The organism is Marinifilum breve, assembly GCF_003202155.1.
Classification (GTDB): domain Bacteria; phylum Bacteroidota; class Bacteroidia; order Bacteroidales; family Marinifilaceae; genus Marinifilum; species Marinifilum breve.
On record NZ_QFLI01000005.1, the window covers coordinates 258,000 to 273,102 of the forward strand.

16 protein-coding genes are annotated in these 15,103 nt (G+C 35.7%); 11 read left to right on the forward strand and 5 right to left on the reverse strand.

Annotated elements, in window-relative coordinates:
• Window positions 1-67: 67 nt before the first annotated feature.
• Window positions 68-673 (reverse strand): bifunctional nuclease family protein, encoded by a 606-nt coding sequence (locus DF185_RS13040; RefSeq protein WP_110361186.1) that lies wholly within the window; start codon window positions 671-673, stop codon window positions 68-70.
• Between the two features lie 478 nt (window positions 674-1,151).
• Between DF185_RS13040 and rplU the strand changes: the two genes are divergently transcribed.
• The 7 genes from rplU to ruvC all read left to right on the forward strand — a co-directional run bounded on the left by rplU (window position 1,152) and on the right by ruvC (window position 6,829).
• Window positions 1,152-1,463: a 50S ribosomal protein L21 gene (gene rplU, locus DF185_RS13045; RefSeq protein WP_110361187.1), complete on the forward strand. Its 312-nt coding sequence runs from the start codon at window positions 1,152-1,154 to the stop codon at window positions 1,461-1,463.
• Between the two features lie 19 nt (window positions 1,464-1,482).
• Entirely contained in the window at window positions 1,483-1,743 is a 261-nt protein-coding gene (gene rpmA / locus DF185_RS13050) for a 50S ribosomal protein L27 (protein ID WP_110361188.1), read from the forward strand.
• 117 nt (window positions 1,744-1,860) lie between these two features.
• Window positions 1,861-3,135, forward strand: coding sequence for a serine--tRNA ligase (serS, locus tag DF185_RS13055; RefSeq protein ID WP_110361189.1), 1,275 nt, complete (start codon window positions 1,861-1,863; stop codon window positions 3,133-3,135).
• 87 nt (window positions 3,136-3,222) lie between these two features.
• Window positions 3,223-5,037, forward strand: coding sequence for a tetratricopeptide repeat protein (locus DF185_RS13060; protein ID WP_110361190.1), 1,815 nt, complete (start codon window positions 3,223-3,225; stop codon window positions 5,035-5,037).
• A gap of 38 nt (window positions 5,038-5,075) precedes the next feature.
• Window positions 5,076-5,378 (forward strand): DUF4286 family protein, encoded by a 303-nt coding sequence (locus tag DF185_RS13065; protein WP_110361191.1) that lies wholly within the window; start codon window positions 5,076-5,078, stop codon window positions 5,376-5,378.
• A 10-nt stretch (window positions 5,379-5,388) separates the two neighbouring features.
• The gene (locus tag DF185_RS13070) at window positions 5,389-6,282 is read left to right on the forward strand and encodes a DMT family transporter (RefSeq protein ID WP_110361192.1); all 894 of its coding nucleotides are present in this window, start codon (window positions 5,389-5,391) and stop codon (window positions 6,280-6,282) included.
• Window positions 6,275-6,829, forward strand: a complete 555-nt coding sequence (gene ruvC, locus DF185_RS13075; protein ID WP_110361337.1) for a crossover junction endodeoxyribonuclease RuvC — start codon at window positions 6,275-6,277, stop codon at window positions 6,827-6,829. The genes DF185_RS13070 and ruvC overlap by 8 nt, the downstream gene beginning before the upstream one ends.
• Before the next feature lie 60 nt (window positions 6,830-6,889).
• Here ruvC and DF185_RS13080 read toward each other — a convergent pair whose 3' ends face one another.
• The 3 genes from DF185_RS13080 to DF185_RS13090 form a co-directional block, all read right to left on the reverse strand.
• Window positions 6,890-7,285 carry an HIT family protein gene (locus DF185_RS13080; protein ID WP_110361338.1) on the reverse strand — a complete coding sequence of 132 codons (396 nt, stop codon included), beginning with the start codon at window positions 7,283-7,285 and terminating at the stop codon, window positions 6,890-6,892.
• A gap of 35 nt (window positions 7,286-7,320) precedes the next feature.
• Window positions 7,321-7,794: a transcription elongation factor GreA gene (gene greA / locus DF185_RS13085; protein ID WP_110361193.1), complete on the reverse strand. Its 474-nt coding sequence runs from the start codon at window positions 7,792-7,794 to the stop codon at window positions 7,321-7,323.
• A gap of 176 nt (window positions 7,795-7,970) precedes the next feature.
• Complete coding sequence (locus tag DF185_RS13090) at window positions 7,971-8,435, reverse strand: hypothetical protein (RefSeq protein WP_110361194.1); 465 nt, start codon at window positions 8,433-8,435, stop codon at window positions 7,971-7,973.
• Between the two features lie 87 nt (window positions 8,436-8,522).
• Here DF185_RS13090 and DF185_RS13095 point away from each other — a divergent pair, with 87 nt between their 5' ends.
• Together DF185_RS13095 and DF185_RS13100 are read left to right on the forward strand one after the other, a co-directional pair.
• Window positions 8,523-9,002: a Rieske (2Fe-2S) protein gene (locus DF185_RS13095; RefSeq protein ID WP_110361195.1), complete on the forward strand. Its 480-nt coding sequence runs from the start codon at window positions 8,523-8,525 to the stop codon at window positions 9,000-9,002.
• Window positions 9,003-9,203: 201 nt separating this feature from the next.
• On the forward strand, window positions 9,204-11,717 hold the full coding sequence (locus DF185_RS13100; protein WP_110361196.1) for a sodium-translocating pyrophosphatase: 2,514 nt from the start codon (window positions 9,204-9,206) through the stop codon (window positions 11,715-11,717).
• A gap of 107 nt (window positions 11,718-11,824) precedes the next feature.
• Here DF185_RS13100 and DF185_RS13105 read toward each other — a convergent pair whose 3' ends face one another.
• Window positions 11,825-12,757 carry a bifunctional riboflavin kinase/FAD synthetase gene (locus DF185_RS13105; RefSeq protein WP_110361197.1) on the reverse strand — a complete coding sequence of 311 codons (933 nt, stop codon included), beginning with the start codon at window positions 12,755-12,757 and terminating at the stop codon, window positions 11,825-11,827.
• Window positions 12,758-13,078: 321 nt separating this feature from the next.
• On the opposite strand from DF185_RS13105, the gene DF185_RS13110 reads away from it, so the two are divergent.
• A complete protein-coding gene (locus DF185_RS13110; protein ID WP_110361198.1) occupies window positions 13,079-14,233 on the forward strand; it encodes a TlpA disulfide reductase family protein in 1,155 nt (384 codons plus the stop codon).
• Between the two features lie 97 nt (window positions 14,234-14,330).
• Window positions 14,331-15,101 (forward strand): UDP-2,3-diacylglucosamine diphosphatase, encoded by a 771-nt coding sequence (locus tag DF185_RS13115; RefSeq protein WP_110361199.1) that lies wholly within the window; start codon window positions 14,331-14,333, stop codon window positions 15,099-15,101.
• The last annotated feature ends 2 nt before the right edge of the window (window positions 15,102-15,103 follow it).

The window sequence follows — 15,103 nt, forward strand, 5'->3', positions numbered from 1 at the left end:
TATTCCAATAAAAACAAAAAAAAGCAGGCTATAAACCTGCTTTCCTTTTAATATTTTCATTAGCTAACTACTCTCCTCTTTTATCAAGCTCATCTCTTATTAAAGATGCTTTTTCGTAGTCCTCATCCCGAATGGCATCATCTAGCATCCCTTGCAATTGAGCAATAGAATAATCACTAAACTCACCACTGCTTGAACTTGTTTCACTCGAACTAAATTCAGCAGTTGGTGCTGTAATGGTTGGCTCTTGAGGTTCACCCTCTATTGATAAAACGATTCCCGCTTTCTCAATAATTTCATCTGTTGTATAAATTGGACATTTAAATCGAAGTGCAATGGCAACTGCATCCGAGGTTCTGGAATCGATACGAATGCGATTGCTTCCTTTTTCACAAATTAACTCCGAATAGAATATTCCTTCTTCTAATCGATATATATTAACCTCGGTAACATTTACAGAAAAAGCCTCAGCAAAACTTTTAAACAAGTCGTGAGTTAAAGGCCTTGGTGGATCTAATTCCTCAAGTTGAATGGCTATAGATTGCGCCTCAACTCCTCCAATAATAATGGGAATACGTCTATCGCCATCTTCTTCAGATAAGACCAAGGCATATGCTCCAGTTTGTGTCTGACTATATGACAATCCAAGAACGTTTAATTTTATTTTACCCATAGGTTTTACAAATTTCCATCTTTATGGAAGCAAATATAATAATTGTTTTGAAGCTTATTAACAATAAAGGGAAACAAGACTTCTTATTTATTTGCATTCCTCAATTCCTCAAATTAAAATCGATACAAACACCGATTATACTTTCACCTAAAAAACTACTTGAATACTTTATTCCAATTATTCAATAGCCTCCTTAAATGTATTACATGAAGATACAATTATTAGCCTACATAATCCAAACCTGAATCAGGAAACTTTGTACATTTGCAAGGATTTCACAGCCCATTTTGTAAATGAGACAATTAACAAAGAAAAAAAACGGTAAAAAACTGCTTTTCCATCCTTAAAACTTTGTTTATCAATTATTCTTTTCTATTTTTGCAATCCGAAAAATAATTTTCTTCGGGGGTTCACCAAGAGGAATAACTTGATTAGCAGGTTGCCCACCCCCTGGAACAAACCGTAAAATTGTATTAAAATGTACGCAATTGTAGAAATCGCGGGTCAGCAATTTAAAGTTGAAAAAGACCAGAAGATTTTCGTTCACAGATTAGAAGCTGAAGAAGGTGGACAAGTTGAGTTCGCTAAAGTTCTTTTAGTTGATAACGAAGGTGAAATTGCAGTTGGTGCTCCTGCTATTGAAGGTGCTAAAGTAACTGCAAAAGTTTTATCACACATGAAAGGTGATAAGGTAAAAGTATTCAAAAAGAAAAGAAGAAAAGGATACAAAAAACTGAACGGTCACCGTCAGTACCTATCACAAATTCAAATTGAAGAAATTGTAGCTTAATCCTTAAAAATATTACAAAATGGCACATAAAAAAGGAGTTGGTAGCTCGAAGAATGGTAGAGAATCGGAAAGTAAACGATTAGGAGTTAAAATTTACGGCGGACAATTTGCACAAGCTGGAAATATTCTTGTACGCCAGAGAGGAACTAAGCATAATCCAGGTGAGAATGTAGGTTGTGGTAAAGATCACACTCTATTTGCACTTGTTGATGGAACTGTTGTTTTCAAAAAGAAAAGAGACAACAAATCTTACGTTTCTATTGAACCTCTTGCTGAATAGTTAATTCAGTATTAAAATATTTAAATCTCCTGCTTTATCAAGGTATAAAGACAGGAGATTTTTTTATTTTTACACTTTCATAAAAATCAGGGAATAATCATCATCAAAAGAAAATAGATGCTAAGCCTAAAATATTTACAGGAAAATCAAGAGGAAGCCATTAAGGCTTTAGAGATCAAAAATTTCGATGCAAGAGAAATTATCGGAAAAATTATTGATCTTGATGAGAACAGAAAAGCGACCCAAGCGGAACAAGATGCAACTCAAGCAGAAATGAACAGCTTGTCGAAAGAGATTGGTATGCTTTTTAAGAGTGGAAAGGCTGAAGAAGCTAATGCAGCAAAAACTAAAACCGGTGAGTTGAAAAACTCCATTGCTGAATTAAACTCCAAGCAAACTTCCATTGTTGAAGAATTAAACAATTTGCTATTGCAGATTCCAAACATTCCTCATTCATCGGTTCCTGCAGGTAAAGGCGAAGAAGATAACGTAATCGAAAAGACAATTGGTGAAGCTCCAACTTTAGCTCCTGATGCAATTCCTCACTGGGAATTGGCAAAAAAATACAACTTGATCGATTTCGATTTAGGTGTGAAGATTACTGGTGCAGGTTTCCCTCTTTATCGTGGTAAAGGTGCTATTCTTCAAAGAGCTTTAATCAATTTCTTCTTGGATGAAAACCGCAAGGCAGGATACGAAGAAGTAATTCCTCCATTGGTTGTAAACGAAGATTCAGGATACGGTACAGGTCAATTACCTGATAAGGAAGGGCAAATGTACCATGTTACAGAAGATAATTTGTATTTGATTCCAACTGCTGAGGTTCCGGTTACAAACATTTATCGTGATGTAATTCTAAAAGGAGAAGATTTTCCAGTTAAGAACACTGCTTACTCTGCTTGTTTTAGAAGAGAAGCAGGTTCGTACGGAAAGGATGTTCGTGGTTTGAACCGCTTGCACCAATTCGATAAAGTTGAAATTGTACAATTGCAACATCCTGAAAAATCATACGAAGCATTAGAAGGCATGGTAAATCATGTTGAAAGCATTATTCAAAAATTAGAATTACCATATCGTTTGTTGCGTTTGTGTGGTGGCGATACAAGCTTTACCGCTGCTTTAACTTTTGATTTTGAAGTGTATTCAGCAGCTCAGGATAAATGGTTAGAGGTTAGCTCGGTTTCTAACTTTGAATCATATCAGGCAAATCGCTTGAAGTTAAGATTTAAGGATAAAGACATGAAAAAACCACAATTGGCTCATACATTAAATGGTAGTGCTTTGGCTTTACCTAGAATTGTAGCAGCTTTATTGGAAAATCACCAAACACCAGAAGGAATTAAAATTCCTAAAGCACTGGTTCCTTACACAGGATTTGACATGATCGACTAATCGATTATCAAAATATTTGCTAAAGCCCGAACATTAAAGTCGGGCTTTTTTTTATTTTTATGGTGCTGAATCAATAAAAATTTCATTTTGAAAAAGATACTAACAAGCATATTACTGATTTCACTGCTATCTACGTGCCTTTCTACGTTTGGTCAATTAAACATTCAATCTGGAAGTCAGTTGGCATTTAAATATTTTCGCGACAAAGAATACAAACCTGCTTCTACCCTATTCTACGATTTGTATGATTTTACAAAATCAAAAACTTATTACAACTACTATGTAGATTGCCTACTTGCATTGGAAGAATTTAAGGATGCCGAAAGTTTTGTAAAAAAACAGGTACGAAAGAATCCAAATGACAACAGTTTCATTATTAGTTTGGGGTATGTCTATAAAAAATGGAATCAGGAAGAAGAAGCTATCAAGCAATACAATAAAGCACTGCAAAAACTAAAGCCCATTAAGGTTGATATTAATGGCATTGCCAATGCATTTATTTCCAAACGTGAGTATGAGTTTGCTGCCAAAGCCTACGAAAGAGGACGAGAACTGTTAAAGCAACCACACCTTTATCATATCGAATTGGGGAACATCCACCTCTATCAAAGAGATTTTGAAAAAATGGTTGCGGAATTTCTAATTGGCGTATCCATTGATCCAACCAAAGTTAATACTGTACAAAATCGACTTCAATCTGCACTTGCTCAGGATATAGATTCCAGTCTTGATCCGATTATCAAAAATCAGCTTTTGAATAAAATGCAGACAGAACCAGACAATTTTGCTTTAAAAGAATTATTGCAATGGTACTTTATGCAGAAAAAACAGTTTAAACCAGCTTTGGCACAAGCAAGATCTATTGACCTGATAAAGAAAGAAGATGGTTTTCGAATAATGTCTTTAGCTCATACAGCAAGAACAAATAAAGATTTCGAAACAGCCTTGGAAGCTTTTCAATTCGTTATTGATAAAGGCGCCGAAGCTTCAAACTATTTTAAGGCCAAAACGGAACATTTAGAAACCAAATTTTTACAATTAAAAGAAGCCAAAAACAGTTCGCAGGAACAATGGGAAAACCTGGCTTCGTTATACGACGATTTCTTAGGCCAAGAAAAAAACATTGGGCAAACCAGCAGGGCTATCGTTAGACATGCTCACATATTATCGGCTTACCTAAACAAAAATGGTGAAGCAATTGAAAAACTTGAAGGCATTCTAAAAAACCGCAATATTCATCCACAATTTAAGTCCGAAATTAAAATGGAATTGGCAGATATTAAATTGTTTACCGATGAAAAGTGGGATGCAATTCTACTCTATTCTCAGATTGAAAAAGCAAATAAAAACAATAACATAGGCTATGAGGCTAAGTTTAAAAAAGCGAAGGTTTCCTATTATATGGGCGAACTGAAATGGGCAAAAGCTCAATTGGACGCACTTAAAGGTAGTACCTCTAAATTAATTGCCAATGATGCAATAGCTTTATCGCAATTAATTAGTGATAACACTACCTTGGATACTAGTTATACGGCCATGAAAACCTATGCTGAAGCCGAGTTTTTAATCCTACAAAAAAAGGAAGATGAAGCCTTAAACAAATTGGATGAGTTGATAAGAAACCAACCTGCCCATAGTTTAATCGACGAAGTGTATTTTAAAAAATATGAAATCTATTTGCGACAGAATAAACTAAGTGAAGCACTGGAGAATCTTGAAAAAATAATTACTGATCATCCCTGGGATTCAATTGCGGATAAAGCTTTATTCCGAAAAGGAAAACTGCTTGAAAAAATGCAAAATTCAACAGCAGCTTTAGATTGTTACAAATCAATTATTACAGATTATCCGGATAGTATTTTCTCGGTTGAAGCCAGAAAAAAGGTTAATGCTTTGCGATAGATTTTTATAAATTTGCGCGACTTTTAAAGATATACGATATGTTATTATACAATACAAGCTATTTGCTTGAACAGGAACTAGAGGGTGTTTTTGTGGAATGGATGAAAACTAAATTCATTCCTCTTCTAAAAGAAACAGGTACTTTCTCGAACAACTATTTTTGCAAAGTAATGGTTGCACAAGAAGATGGTGGAATGACTTATTCATTGCAACTTTTATTCAAAACTCGCGAGCAGCTGGAAAAATACATTAATAGTTTTGAGCCAAGAACCAAAGCAGTTTTTAATGCCAGATTTCAAAACCAGGTAATCACATTTTCTTCACTTTTGCAAGAAGTTTAATTCGAATTCATTGAATCAGCAAAAAAGGGCATATACTTTCGCATTACTGGCAATTTTATGCTGGTCTACAGTAGCAACGGCATTTAAAATTGCTCTAGGTGGTATGGACTTTCTGCACTTGCTTTTGATTTCATCAGGTACGGCTCTTATTTTTCTATCTGTTTTATTGGTGCTAAAAAATCAACTCTCAAACAGTTTTAAGGTAAGTAAAAAGCATTATTTCAGCTCAGCTATTTTAGGCTTATTAAATCCGTTTTTATACTACCTGGTTTTACTGAAGGCCTATGCCATTTTACCTGCCCAATTTGCAATGAGCTTAAATTATATCTGGCCAATTACTTTGGTACTGCTTTCCATTCCTTTGTTAAAACAGAAAATAGGAATTAAAAGTATTCTATGCATACTGGTCAGTTTTACTGGAGTGGTGGTAATTGCTAACAAAGGCTCATTTGCTTCATTGCAAATGCCAGATCCTTTCGGGGTATTATTGGCCGTTGGAAGTTCGATTTTCTGGGCTTTGTATTGGATTTATAATGTAAGAGATAAGCGAGAAGAAGTTGCCAAGCTATTCTTGAACTTCATTTTTGGATTCATTTACATTACACTAACCATAGCCCTGTTTTCTAATTTCACACTTCCTGATACCAAACCTTTATTGGCTGGTATTTACATTGGAATTGTTGAATGTGGAATTGCATATGTACTTTGGCTGAAAGCCATGAAACTGACCAGTTCAACCGATAAAATTAGTCACTTGGTTTTCTTGAGTCCCTTTGCCTCATTAATATTTATTAATCTGATTCTCGGAGAATCTATCTATCTTAGTACACTGGCAGGCTTGGTTCTTATTATAGCTGGAATTGTGCTGCAAAAATTTGTTCAAAAATCCAATTCAATTGAGTAACGACAGAATTATTATGGGAATTGATCCGGGAACCAATTTAATGGGATACGGATTAATCAGAGTGGTAAACAGAAAACCTGAAATTATGGTTTCGGGGGTTCTCGATTTGAAAAAAATCAGCGATCCATATATTAAACTTCAAAAGATTTTTCAGAGAACACTGCAAGTCATAGATGAATATCATCCCGATGAATTGGCAATTGAATCTCAATTTTTTGGCAAAAATATTCAGTCGATGTTGAAATTGGGTCGTGCACAAGGAGTAGCCATTGCTGCCGCTTTGCAACGCAATATCCCAATTTTTGAATATGCTCCTCGTAAAATTAAATTGGCAATTACAGGTACAGGAACTGCATCAAAGGAACAATTGGCAGTTATTCTTCAGCGTTATTTTAAGATGAAAGATTTTCCTCAAAATCCTGATGAATCGGATGCCATTGCAATTGCTCTTTGTCACTTTTTTCAGGATAATGCATTGGTAACGGCGAAAAAATCCAGTTCATGGGCCGATTTTGTAAAAAACAATCCGAATCGAGTAAAAAAATAAATACACCAAACGAAAAAAGCCGCTCAAAAAAGCGACTTTCCTATATATTAAGATATTCTCTTATTCTAAATTCTTGCGAATTGCTTCTGCTACTTCGGTTAATTCTTCTTGACTTGGAGACAATTTAGGATTTTCAAAATTTAAATCCCCGATATTATTCAATGGAACCAAGTGGATGTGCGTATGAGGAACTTCCAAACCGATAACGGCAACTCCAACACGTTTACATTCTACACTTTTGTCAATTGCCTTGGCAATCTTTTTTGCAAATACATTTAAACCTGCCAATACATCATCTTCCAAATCGAAAATGTAATCAACTTCTTGCTTTGGAATAACCAATGTATGACCTTTAGCCAATGGACTAATATCTAAAAATGCTAAGTACTTGTCATCTTCGGCAATTTTGTGGCAAGGAATCTCACCTTGAACTATTTTTGTGAAAATTGAAGCCATTTTATCTGTTTTAAGAAGTTCACAATTTGTTTCCATTAGATAGAAATCTCGATGATTTCGAAAGGAATAATTCCATTAGGAACTTGAATATCCACTACATCACCAACTTTCTTTCCAATTAAACCTTTCGCAATTGGAGTATTAATAGAAAGTTTACCTTTCTTAAAATCAGCTTCACTTTCCGACACCAAAGTGTAAGTCATTACAGCACCATTTTTCTGGTTCTTAATGGTAACTTTGTTCATCATCTGAACCTTTGATGTATCAATTTTAGTTTCATCAATAACTCTGCTGTTAGCAATAACTCCTCTCAACTGAGCAATTTTTGCTTCCAACAATCCTTGAGCCTCTTTTGCTGCATCGTACTCGGCATTTTCCGACAAGTCACCCTTGTCAATAGCTTCACCAATTTGCTTTGAAATTTTTGGACGCTCGATATTCTCAAGCTGTTCCAATTCTTCTCTTAGTTTTTTTAAACCATCTGCTGTCACATATGAATAACCAGACATAATATCCTCCTATTTATTTTTTCTTGATTTCTTAATTCCCAGATCACCAAAGACCTATAAAACAAAAAGAATCCCGACTTCTCGGAACTCTTCAGGAATACAAATATACAAATTTATATTTATGCTCCTTTTTATACGGTATAAACTGGGACTTATAAAAGTACTAAAAAATTAAACTAATTGTACTTTCTCTCTAAAATTTCCTTGTAAATTATTGCCTGACGCCAATCAATTTCTTCCCTATCGTTTACTTCCTCTTCCTCTTCTTCCTGATAGAGATCTTTTAAAGCATCGAATGTAGAAATTTGTCGTGTCTCAGAATATTCGATACTACTTTCTCGAGAATCCTTTTGCTCAGGAACTGAATCTAAAACTACCTCCTGTTCGGCAATTGGAGCTTCAGTTTCCCATTCGTCTTCCTCATTATAAGGCTCAGGCATTTGCTTTCCCAACAAAGCCTCAAACACCGATTCAAAATCGTTTTGCGGTTTTGGAGCTTGAGGAATGGGTTGTTCTGCAATTTCTCCATCATCGGGTGGAGACAATGGAACAGGCTTCTTCTTGTTCTTCTTGATAGAACTAAAAATTCCTACAATCGCTAATATGATCAGATATATTATATTTCCCCATCCTTCATCCATGAGAGTTCTGATATTTAATTGTTAGTTTTACGCTTTCACAATAATAATCGGGATAAACCTGCGTTTATTAATGCAAACTATAAAATTATGTCAGTCAACAAATCAAATTTACTATATTTTTTCGTTTTATTTTCATTGTGCATAAGTATATGTTCATGTAGTTCCGATTCTGTAGATGTAAACGAAATTGTTCCCTACCAAAAAATTAATGCTCACATCGATCTTACCTATTACAATCAATTGACCAACAATTCTGCAATGTATTTCGATTTCATCGAAGGGCGTTCGTTAGGATACAAAGGTCATGGCATATTTGTATTTAGATCCAATGGACAATACTTTGCCTACGATGCTACTTGTACTCATGATGTTGAAGCTGATGAACATGTTGTGTTGAATGACCCAGACGATGATGATGCATGGAATAATGGTGCGACTTGTCCAGTTTGTGGAAGCGAATTTATTCTTTCAACAGGAGCAGCTCCAACCAGTGAATCTGTTGCCATCCATCCATTAAAATCATACAGAACCAGTGTATCTGGTAATACACTTAGGGTTTACAACTAATCAGTATATATTAGACACAAAAAAATAGTCCCATTTCCAACAGAACTAATTTTGACATCATAAATATAACAAAATCAGGATACAAAGCAAATCAACGAAAGTTTTTCTGATTGCATATTTATATAAAAAAACCTTGACTCGGTAAACAATAATGCATAATTTGAAAGGAAATTCACCTATTCAAATTAATTTTTTAATCTTATGAAGAAAGCATTATTACTACTTGTGTTCGGGGTTTTGTGTGCGCCGTTCGCAACATTTGCAAGTGAAGCCGATTTGGTAGTTCCTGATTTAAGACAAAGTGTCTTTGATGGAATTGGAGGTATGAATGGCTGGGACTTGCTCCTCTACGGAATTATCATCATTGTCTTGGGTTTATTGTTTGGGATGGTGCAGTTTAATCGCATCAAAAAACTTCCAACGCACAAATCAATGGCAAAAGTTTCAAATATTATTTACGAAACCTGTAAAACCTATTTGTTGCAACAAGGTAAATTCCTGATTATTCTTTTCGTGATTATTGGGGTTGCTATTGGCTATTATTTCCTGGCATTAGCTCATTTAAGTATTCCGAAGACATTATTGATTCTTCTGTGGACCGTTCTTGGTATTCTTGGTTCATATGGTGTTGCATGGTTCGGAATCAGAATTAACACCTATGCAAACAGTAGAACCTCTTTCGCTGCATTAAAGAAAAAGCCTTTCGACGTAATGTCTATTCCGCTTCAGGCAGGTATGAGTGTAGGTTTACTTTTGATTTGCGTTGAGTTGATCATGATGATTGCCATCCTTCTTTTCATTCCAGGTGAAAGTGCTGGTGCATGTTTCGTAGGTTTTGCAATTGGAGAATCGCTTGGTGCTTCTGCCCTTCGAATTGCCGGTGGTATCTTTACCAAAATTGCAGATATTGGAGCAGATTTAATGAAAATCGTTTTTAAAATTGGAGAAGATGATCCTAGAAACCCTGGTGTAATTGCTGACTGTACAGGTGATAATGCTGGTGATAGCGTTGGACCAACTGCCGATGGTTTTGAAACTTACGGTGTAACTGGTGTGGCATTGATTACCTTCATTATTTTAATGTTTGGTGAAACCGGATTGATTCCTAATGTTGGTTTTGCATCTACATTGATTGTTTGGATTTTTGCAATGCGTGTATTAATGATTTTCACTTCAGTTCTGGCTTATTTGGTAAATCAAGCCATTGCGAAGGCAAAATATAGCAAAAAAGATAGTTTCGATTTTGAAGCTCCACTAACTGCATTGGTATGGATTACTTCCATTATTTCCATTGTGGTGACTTATGCGTTGAGTTATGTGTTGATTTCCGATCTTCCCAACGGATTGTGGTGGAAACTATCAACCATTATTTCTTGTGGTACTTTAGCAGCTGCTATTATTCCTGAATTTACTAAAGCCTTTACAAGTTCAAACTCTCGCCATGTAGGTGAAGTTGTAAGTGCGTCTCGCGAAGGTGGTGCATCACTTACCATTTTATCGGGCATGGTAGCTGGTAACTTCTCTGCATTCTGGAAAGGTATGGTGATGATGGCGCTAATGGCTGTTGCATTCTACACCGTTCAAGATATTGATGTTTTTGGTGAATATCCAGGTATTTTCGCCTTTGGTTTGGTTGCTTTTGGTTTCTTAGGCATGGGACCTGTTACCATTGCGGTTGACAGTTACGGACCTGTAACCGATAATGCACAATCGGTATTCGAGCTGTCTCAAATCGAAAGTATTCCTAACATTAGTGAAGAAATTGAAAAAGACTTTGGCTTTGCTCCTAACTTCGAAACTGGAAAGCACAATCTGGAAGATAATGACTCGGCAGGTAATACTTTTAAAGCTACTGCCAAACCTGTATTGATTGGTACTGCAGTTATTGGTGCAACTACCATGATTTTTGCCATCATCCTTTTACTGAAAGGAACCATTCTTTCCAACGGGCAATCGTTATTACAAATTGAATTAACCGATCCTTCAGTTATTCTAGGCTTAATTACAGGTGGTGCTGTTATCTACTGGTTCTCGGGAGCCTCAATGCAGGCAGTTACAACTGGTGCATACAGAGCTGTTGAATACATCAAGAAAAATATAAATTTGGATAAGGCTGAAGCTGATATTGAAGATTCTAAAAATGTCGTAAAAATCTGTACTCAGTATGCTCAATCAGGAATGTGGAATATCTTTGCTGTAATCCTAAGCTTAACTTTGGCATTCGCATTCTTTAGCCCGAACTTCTTTGTGGCTTACCTGATTTCTATTGCCATTTTCGGATTGTTCCAGGCAATGTATATGGCAAATGCCGGTGGTGCATGGGATAACGCCAAAAAAGTAGTTGAGGTTGATTTGAAAGAGAAAAACACGGCTCTTCACGATGCAACCATCGTTGGTGATACTGTTGGTGATCCTTATAAAGATACTTCTTCAGTAGCATTGAATCCAATTATTAAGTTCTCTACTCTGTTTGGCCTATTGGCAGCTGAAATTGCTATCGAATTAATTATTCATGCAGATAAAACTGGAGAAGCGAATATGGCTCCATACATTGGTGGTGTATTCTTGTTGATCGGATTATTCTTTGTTTACCGTTCTTTCTACGGAATGAGAATTCCTGATAAACCAATTGGTGAAGAAAAATCTAATCCAGAAGCTAATGCCGAAGAACCTGGAGCCAATCACCAGGAAGATGTAAAAGTTAATGCAAATTAAATTTTGATTTCAATATTAATAACCCCGAGGATTTTCTTCGGGGTTGTTTTTTTATCTTTTATATTGAAAACAGACGCAAGGCCTTGCGTCTCTAAGAATACGAATTCTTATTTCCCTAACAATTCAACAACCGACTCCTTATCTTTTGCCAACTGTGCTTTTAACTCATCAATTGATGCAAAGAATTGCTCGTTGCGAATTCTTTTGTAGAAATGTATGGTAATATTCTTGTAGTAGATATCCTGATCGAAATCAAATATATTAACTTCTATAGATCGATTATCCAACTGATTGTTTACCGTTGGTCTAACACCAATATTCAACATACCCAAATAGCGCTTGTCGTCAATATCAACTTTAACGGCATAAACACCATCTTTTGGAACCAATTTATAACTTTCCTGCGGATCGATATTGGCAGTAGGAAAGCCAATTTTACTTCCTAATTTTTTCCCGTCAACCACATCTCCCTTGATAAAGAATCTATAACCCAAATATTTATTTGCAGTATTGATATCGCCTTCGCCAATGGCCTTACGGATTTTGGTTGAACTAACATTAATGGCATCCATATTTAAAACATCCTGACGCTCGATTTTAAAGTTCAACTGATCGGCAAAAACCTTTAAATCTTCATACTTCCCTTCGCGGTTGTGGCCAAAACGGTGATCGTAACCAACCACCAAGTATTTCATGCCCAATTGCTTTACCAAAATTTGTTCGACAAACTCAATGTAGGACAATTGCGAAAACTCTTTGGTAAATGGATATATTACCAAATGATCGATACCAGCAGCCTCAAGCAACACCTTCTTCTCCTCCAAAGTATTAATTAGGCGAAGACCATTGTTCTCCTTGTTGAGAACCAATCGAGGATGTGGATAAAATGTAAAAATCACGGTTTCCCCCTTTACTCTATGGGCCAATTCCTGTAATCGACGAATTACTTTTCGGTGTCCCAAATGAACTCCATCGAAAGTTCCAATGGTAACCACGGGGTTTAGAGCAGAAAAATCTTTAAGATCCGTATATATCTTCATCAGTAATATCAGTTGTATGTGGTGAAATTCGATCTAAATCATCCATCCCATCTATATATCGAGCCAGAAAATTTCACCTTTTTAATCTGAAAGCAAAAATATGAAAAATTCCCGAACATGATAGATTCCTTCAATATCTCGCATTGGTTGATAATGATAATACAGGAAATTATTAGTAAATTTCCGCCTGAAGTTTCGTAGCCCATTCGCTTTAAGAATTTGACACCTTAAGTTCAAATTAACCAAAGCTTTTGATTATAAATGTTTTGATTGCGAAACCAAGTATTTTACCAGTTTAAATAACACAATCTAATCCATAGTATGAGAAAACTATTATTTGTACTTCCACTAGTTTTATTTTGGGCTTGTGGCCAAAAAGGAAATGTAAGCATCGAAGGAAAAATCGATAATGCAGATGGGAAAACTTTGTATTTGGATCATTTACATGTTGCCAGCAAAACTACTGTTGATTCGGTAAAACTTGACGAAGAAGGTCGATTTGAATTTGATTTGAACGTTACACAACCTGAATTTTATTTGTTACGTTTATCAAACGGTAAATTGCTTACCCTTTTGGCAGAAGCAAACGATAAAATGTTGGTGTATAGCAAGGCCGAAAACATGAATAAAAAATATATCGTTGAAGGATCGAATGGTTCGAAATTGGTAAAACAGATTAACGATACTTTAAATGTTACCAAAGCCAAAGTTGCTAAAATCCGCAAGCAATTGGAGGAAAAGAAAAATGATGCCGATTTCTCAACTGTATCACAAAATTTGGTGGCTGAATATGTAGAAGCCATTCAGGCACAAAGAGAATTCTCTATCGATTTTATCATGCAAAATGCTACTTCTTTAGCGAGTTACATGGCATTGTATCAAAAAATTGATAACAATACATTTACTTTGAATGAAAACAAAGACATTCAGTTTGTAAAAATTGTGGCTTCATCGATGAGAGCACTTTACCCTGAACATGAATATACCAAAGCTATTTTGGCCAACTACAAAACTCTTGAAAAAAGAATGGCCAATTTGAACATGGCTAAAATGATAGAGGAAAAAGGCGCAAACTTTCCAGAAATTAAATTACCAGACACCAATGGTAAAGAAGTAGCACTTTCTTCTTTTGAAGGGAAATTTATTGTATTGAGTTTCTGGGCATCTCAAGATCCAAATTCTCGTAAGCAAAATAAAACGCTTAAGAAAATCTACGACAAGTATAAAAGCAAAGGATTAAGAATTTACCAGATTTCTGTTGATCAGGATGAAGAGCTTTGGAAAAAAGCAATTAAAGAAGACAAAATGAACTGGACAAATGTTTGTGATGTTGAAAACGGAAGTTCTTATGCAGTTCGCTTGTTAAACGTACAAAAAGTACCTGCTAACTACCTAATCGACCAAAGAGGTGAAATTGTTGGCAAGGATCTTTTTGCAAGAAGATTGGAAGAAAAAGTTGCTGAATACGTAAAGTAATACAACTAAAATATTATTAAGTGCCTAAAGTACAAAGGTAAAAACGATTTTTCATTACTTTTAAACTTTAGGCATTTTAAGTACATGATACTTTCTCATGAGTAAAAACAAAAAAATATATTTTGCATCGGATGTGCATTTGGGGGCACCTGCTTTAAAGAATAATCGCGAACGTGAATTGTTGTTTGTAAAGTGGCTGGATACTGTAAAAGCGGATGCCGAAGCAATTTACCTGATGGGTGACATCTTCGATTTCTGGTTCGAGTACAAACGTGCGGTGCCAAGAGGTTTTACCCGCGTATTAGGAAAGCTAGCTGAAATAACCGATTCGGGTATTCCTGTGCATTTCTTTACAGGAAATCACGATATATGGGTATTTGATTATCTGCCAAGCGAAACTGGCGTAATCCTTCATCGTGATATTGTAAAAACCGAACTTCAGGGTAAAAAATTCTTTTTGGGACATGGCGATGGATTAGGGCCATACGACAAGGGATATAAGATTCTGAAAAAGATCTTCACCAATAAATTTCTGCAATGGGCTTTTGCAAGGGTTCATCCAAATTTTGCAATTTGGTTGGCTCACAATTGGTCGGGACACAGTAGACTTAAAAATGGCAAGATTGAAGCTGATACATTTAGAGGAGAAGACAAAGAATGGTTGGTACTTTATGCCAAAGATGAACTAAAAAAAGAACATTTCGACTATTTCGTTTTCGGGCATCGCCACTGGCCTTGTAATATCAATTTGAATGACGAGAGCAGATACATCAATACTGGCGATTGGGTAACACACTATACCTATGCCGTATTGGATAATGGTGTAATGGAATTGAAAGAATTCGAAAAACCGATTAGTAACCACTAAGG

Coding starts and splice junctions, on each gene's coding strand:
- DF185_RS13040 (WP_110361186.1), bottom strand. CDS start 673: ATGGGTAAAATAAAATTAAACGTTCTTGGATTGTCATATAGTCAGACA.
- rplU (WP_110361187.1), top strand. CDS start 1,152: ATGTACGCAATTGTAGAAATCGCGGGTCAGCAATTTAAAGTTGAAAAA.
- rpmA (WP_110361188.1), top strand. CDS start 1,483: ATGGCACATAAAAAAGGAGTTGGTAGCTCGAAGAATGGTAGAGAATCG.
- serS (WP_110361189.1), top strand. CDS start 1,861: ATGCTAAGCCTAAAATATTTACAGGAAAATCAAGAGGAAGCCATTAAG.
- DF185_RS13065 (WP_110361191.1), top strand. CDS start 5,076: ATGTTATTATACAATACAAGCTATTTGCTTGAACAGGAACTAGAGGGT.
- DF185_RS13080 (WP_110361338.1), bottom strand. CDS start 7,285: ATGGCTTCAATTTTCACAAAAATAGTTCAAGGTGAGATTCCTTGCCAC.
- greA (WP_110361193.1), bottom strand. CDS start 7,794: ATGTCTGGTTATTCATATGTGACAGCAGATGGTTTAAAAAAACTAAGA.
- DF185_RS13090 (WP_110361194.1), bottom strand. CDS start 8,435: ATGGATGAAGGATGGGGAAATATAATATATCTGATCATATTAGCGATT.
- DF185_RS13095 (WP_110361195.1), top strand. CDS start 8,523: ATGTCAGTCAACAAATCAAATTTACTATATTTTTTCGTTTTATTTTCA.
- DF185_RS13100 (WP_110361196.1), top strand. CDS start 9,204: ATGAAGAAAGCATTATTACTACTTGTGTTCGGGGTTTTGTGTGCGCCG.
- DF185_RS13105 (WP_110361197.1), bottom strand. CDS start 12,757: ATGAAGATATATACGGATCTTAAAGATTTTTCTGCTCTAAACCCCGTG.
- DF185_RS13110 (WP_110361198.1), top strand. CDS start 13,079: ATGAGAAAACTATTATTTGTACTTCCACTAGTTTTATTTTGGGCTTGT.
- DF185_RS13115 (WP_110361199.1), top strand. CDS start 14,331: ATGAGTAAAAACAAAAAAATATATTTTGCATCGGATGTGCATTTGGGG.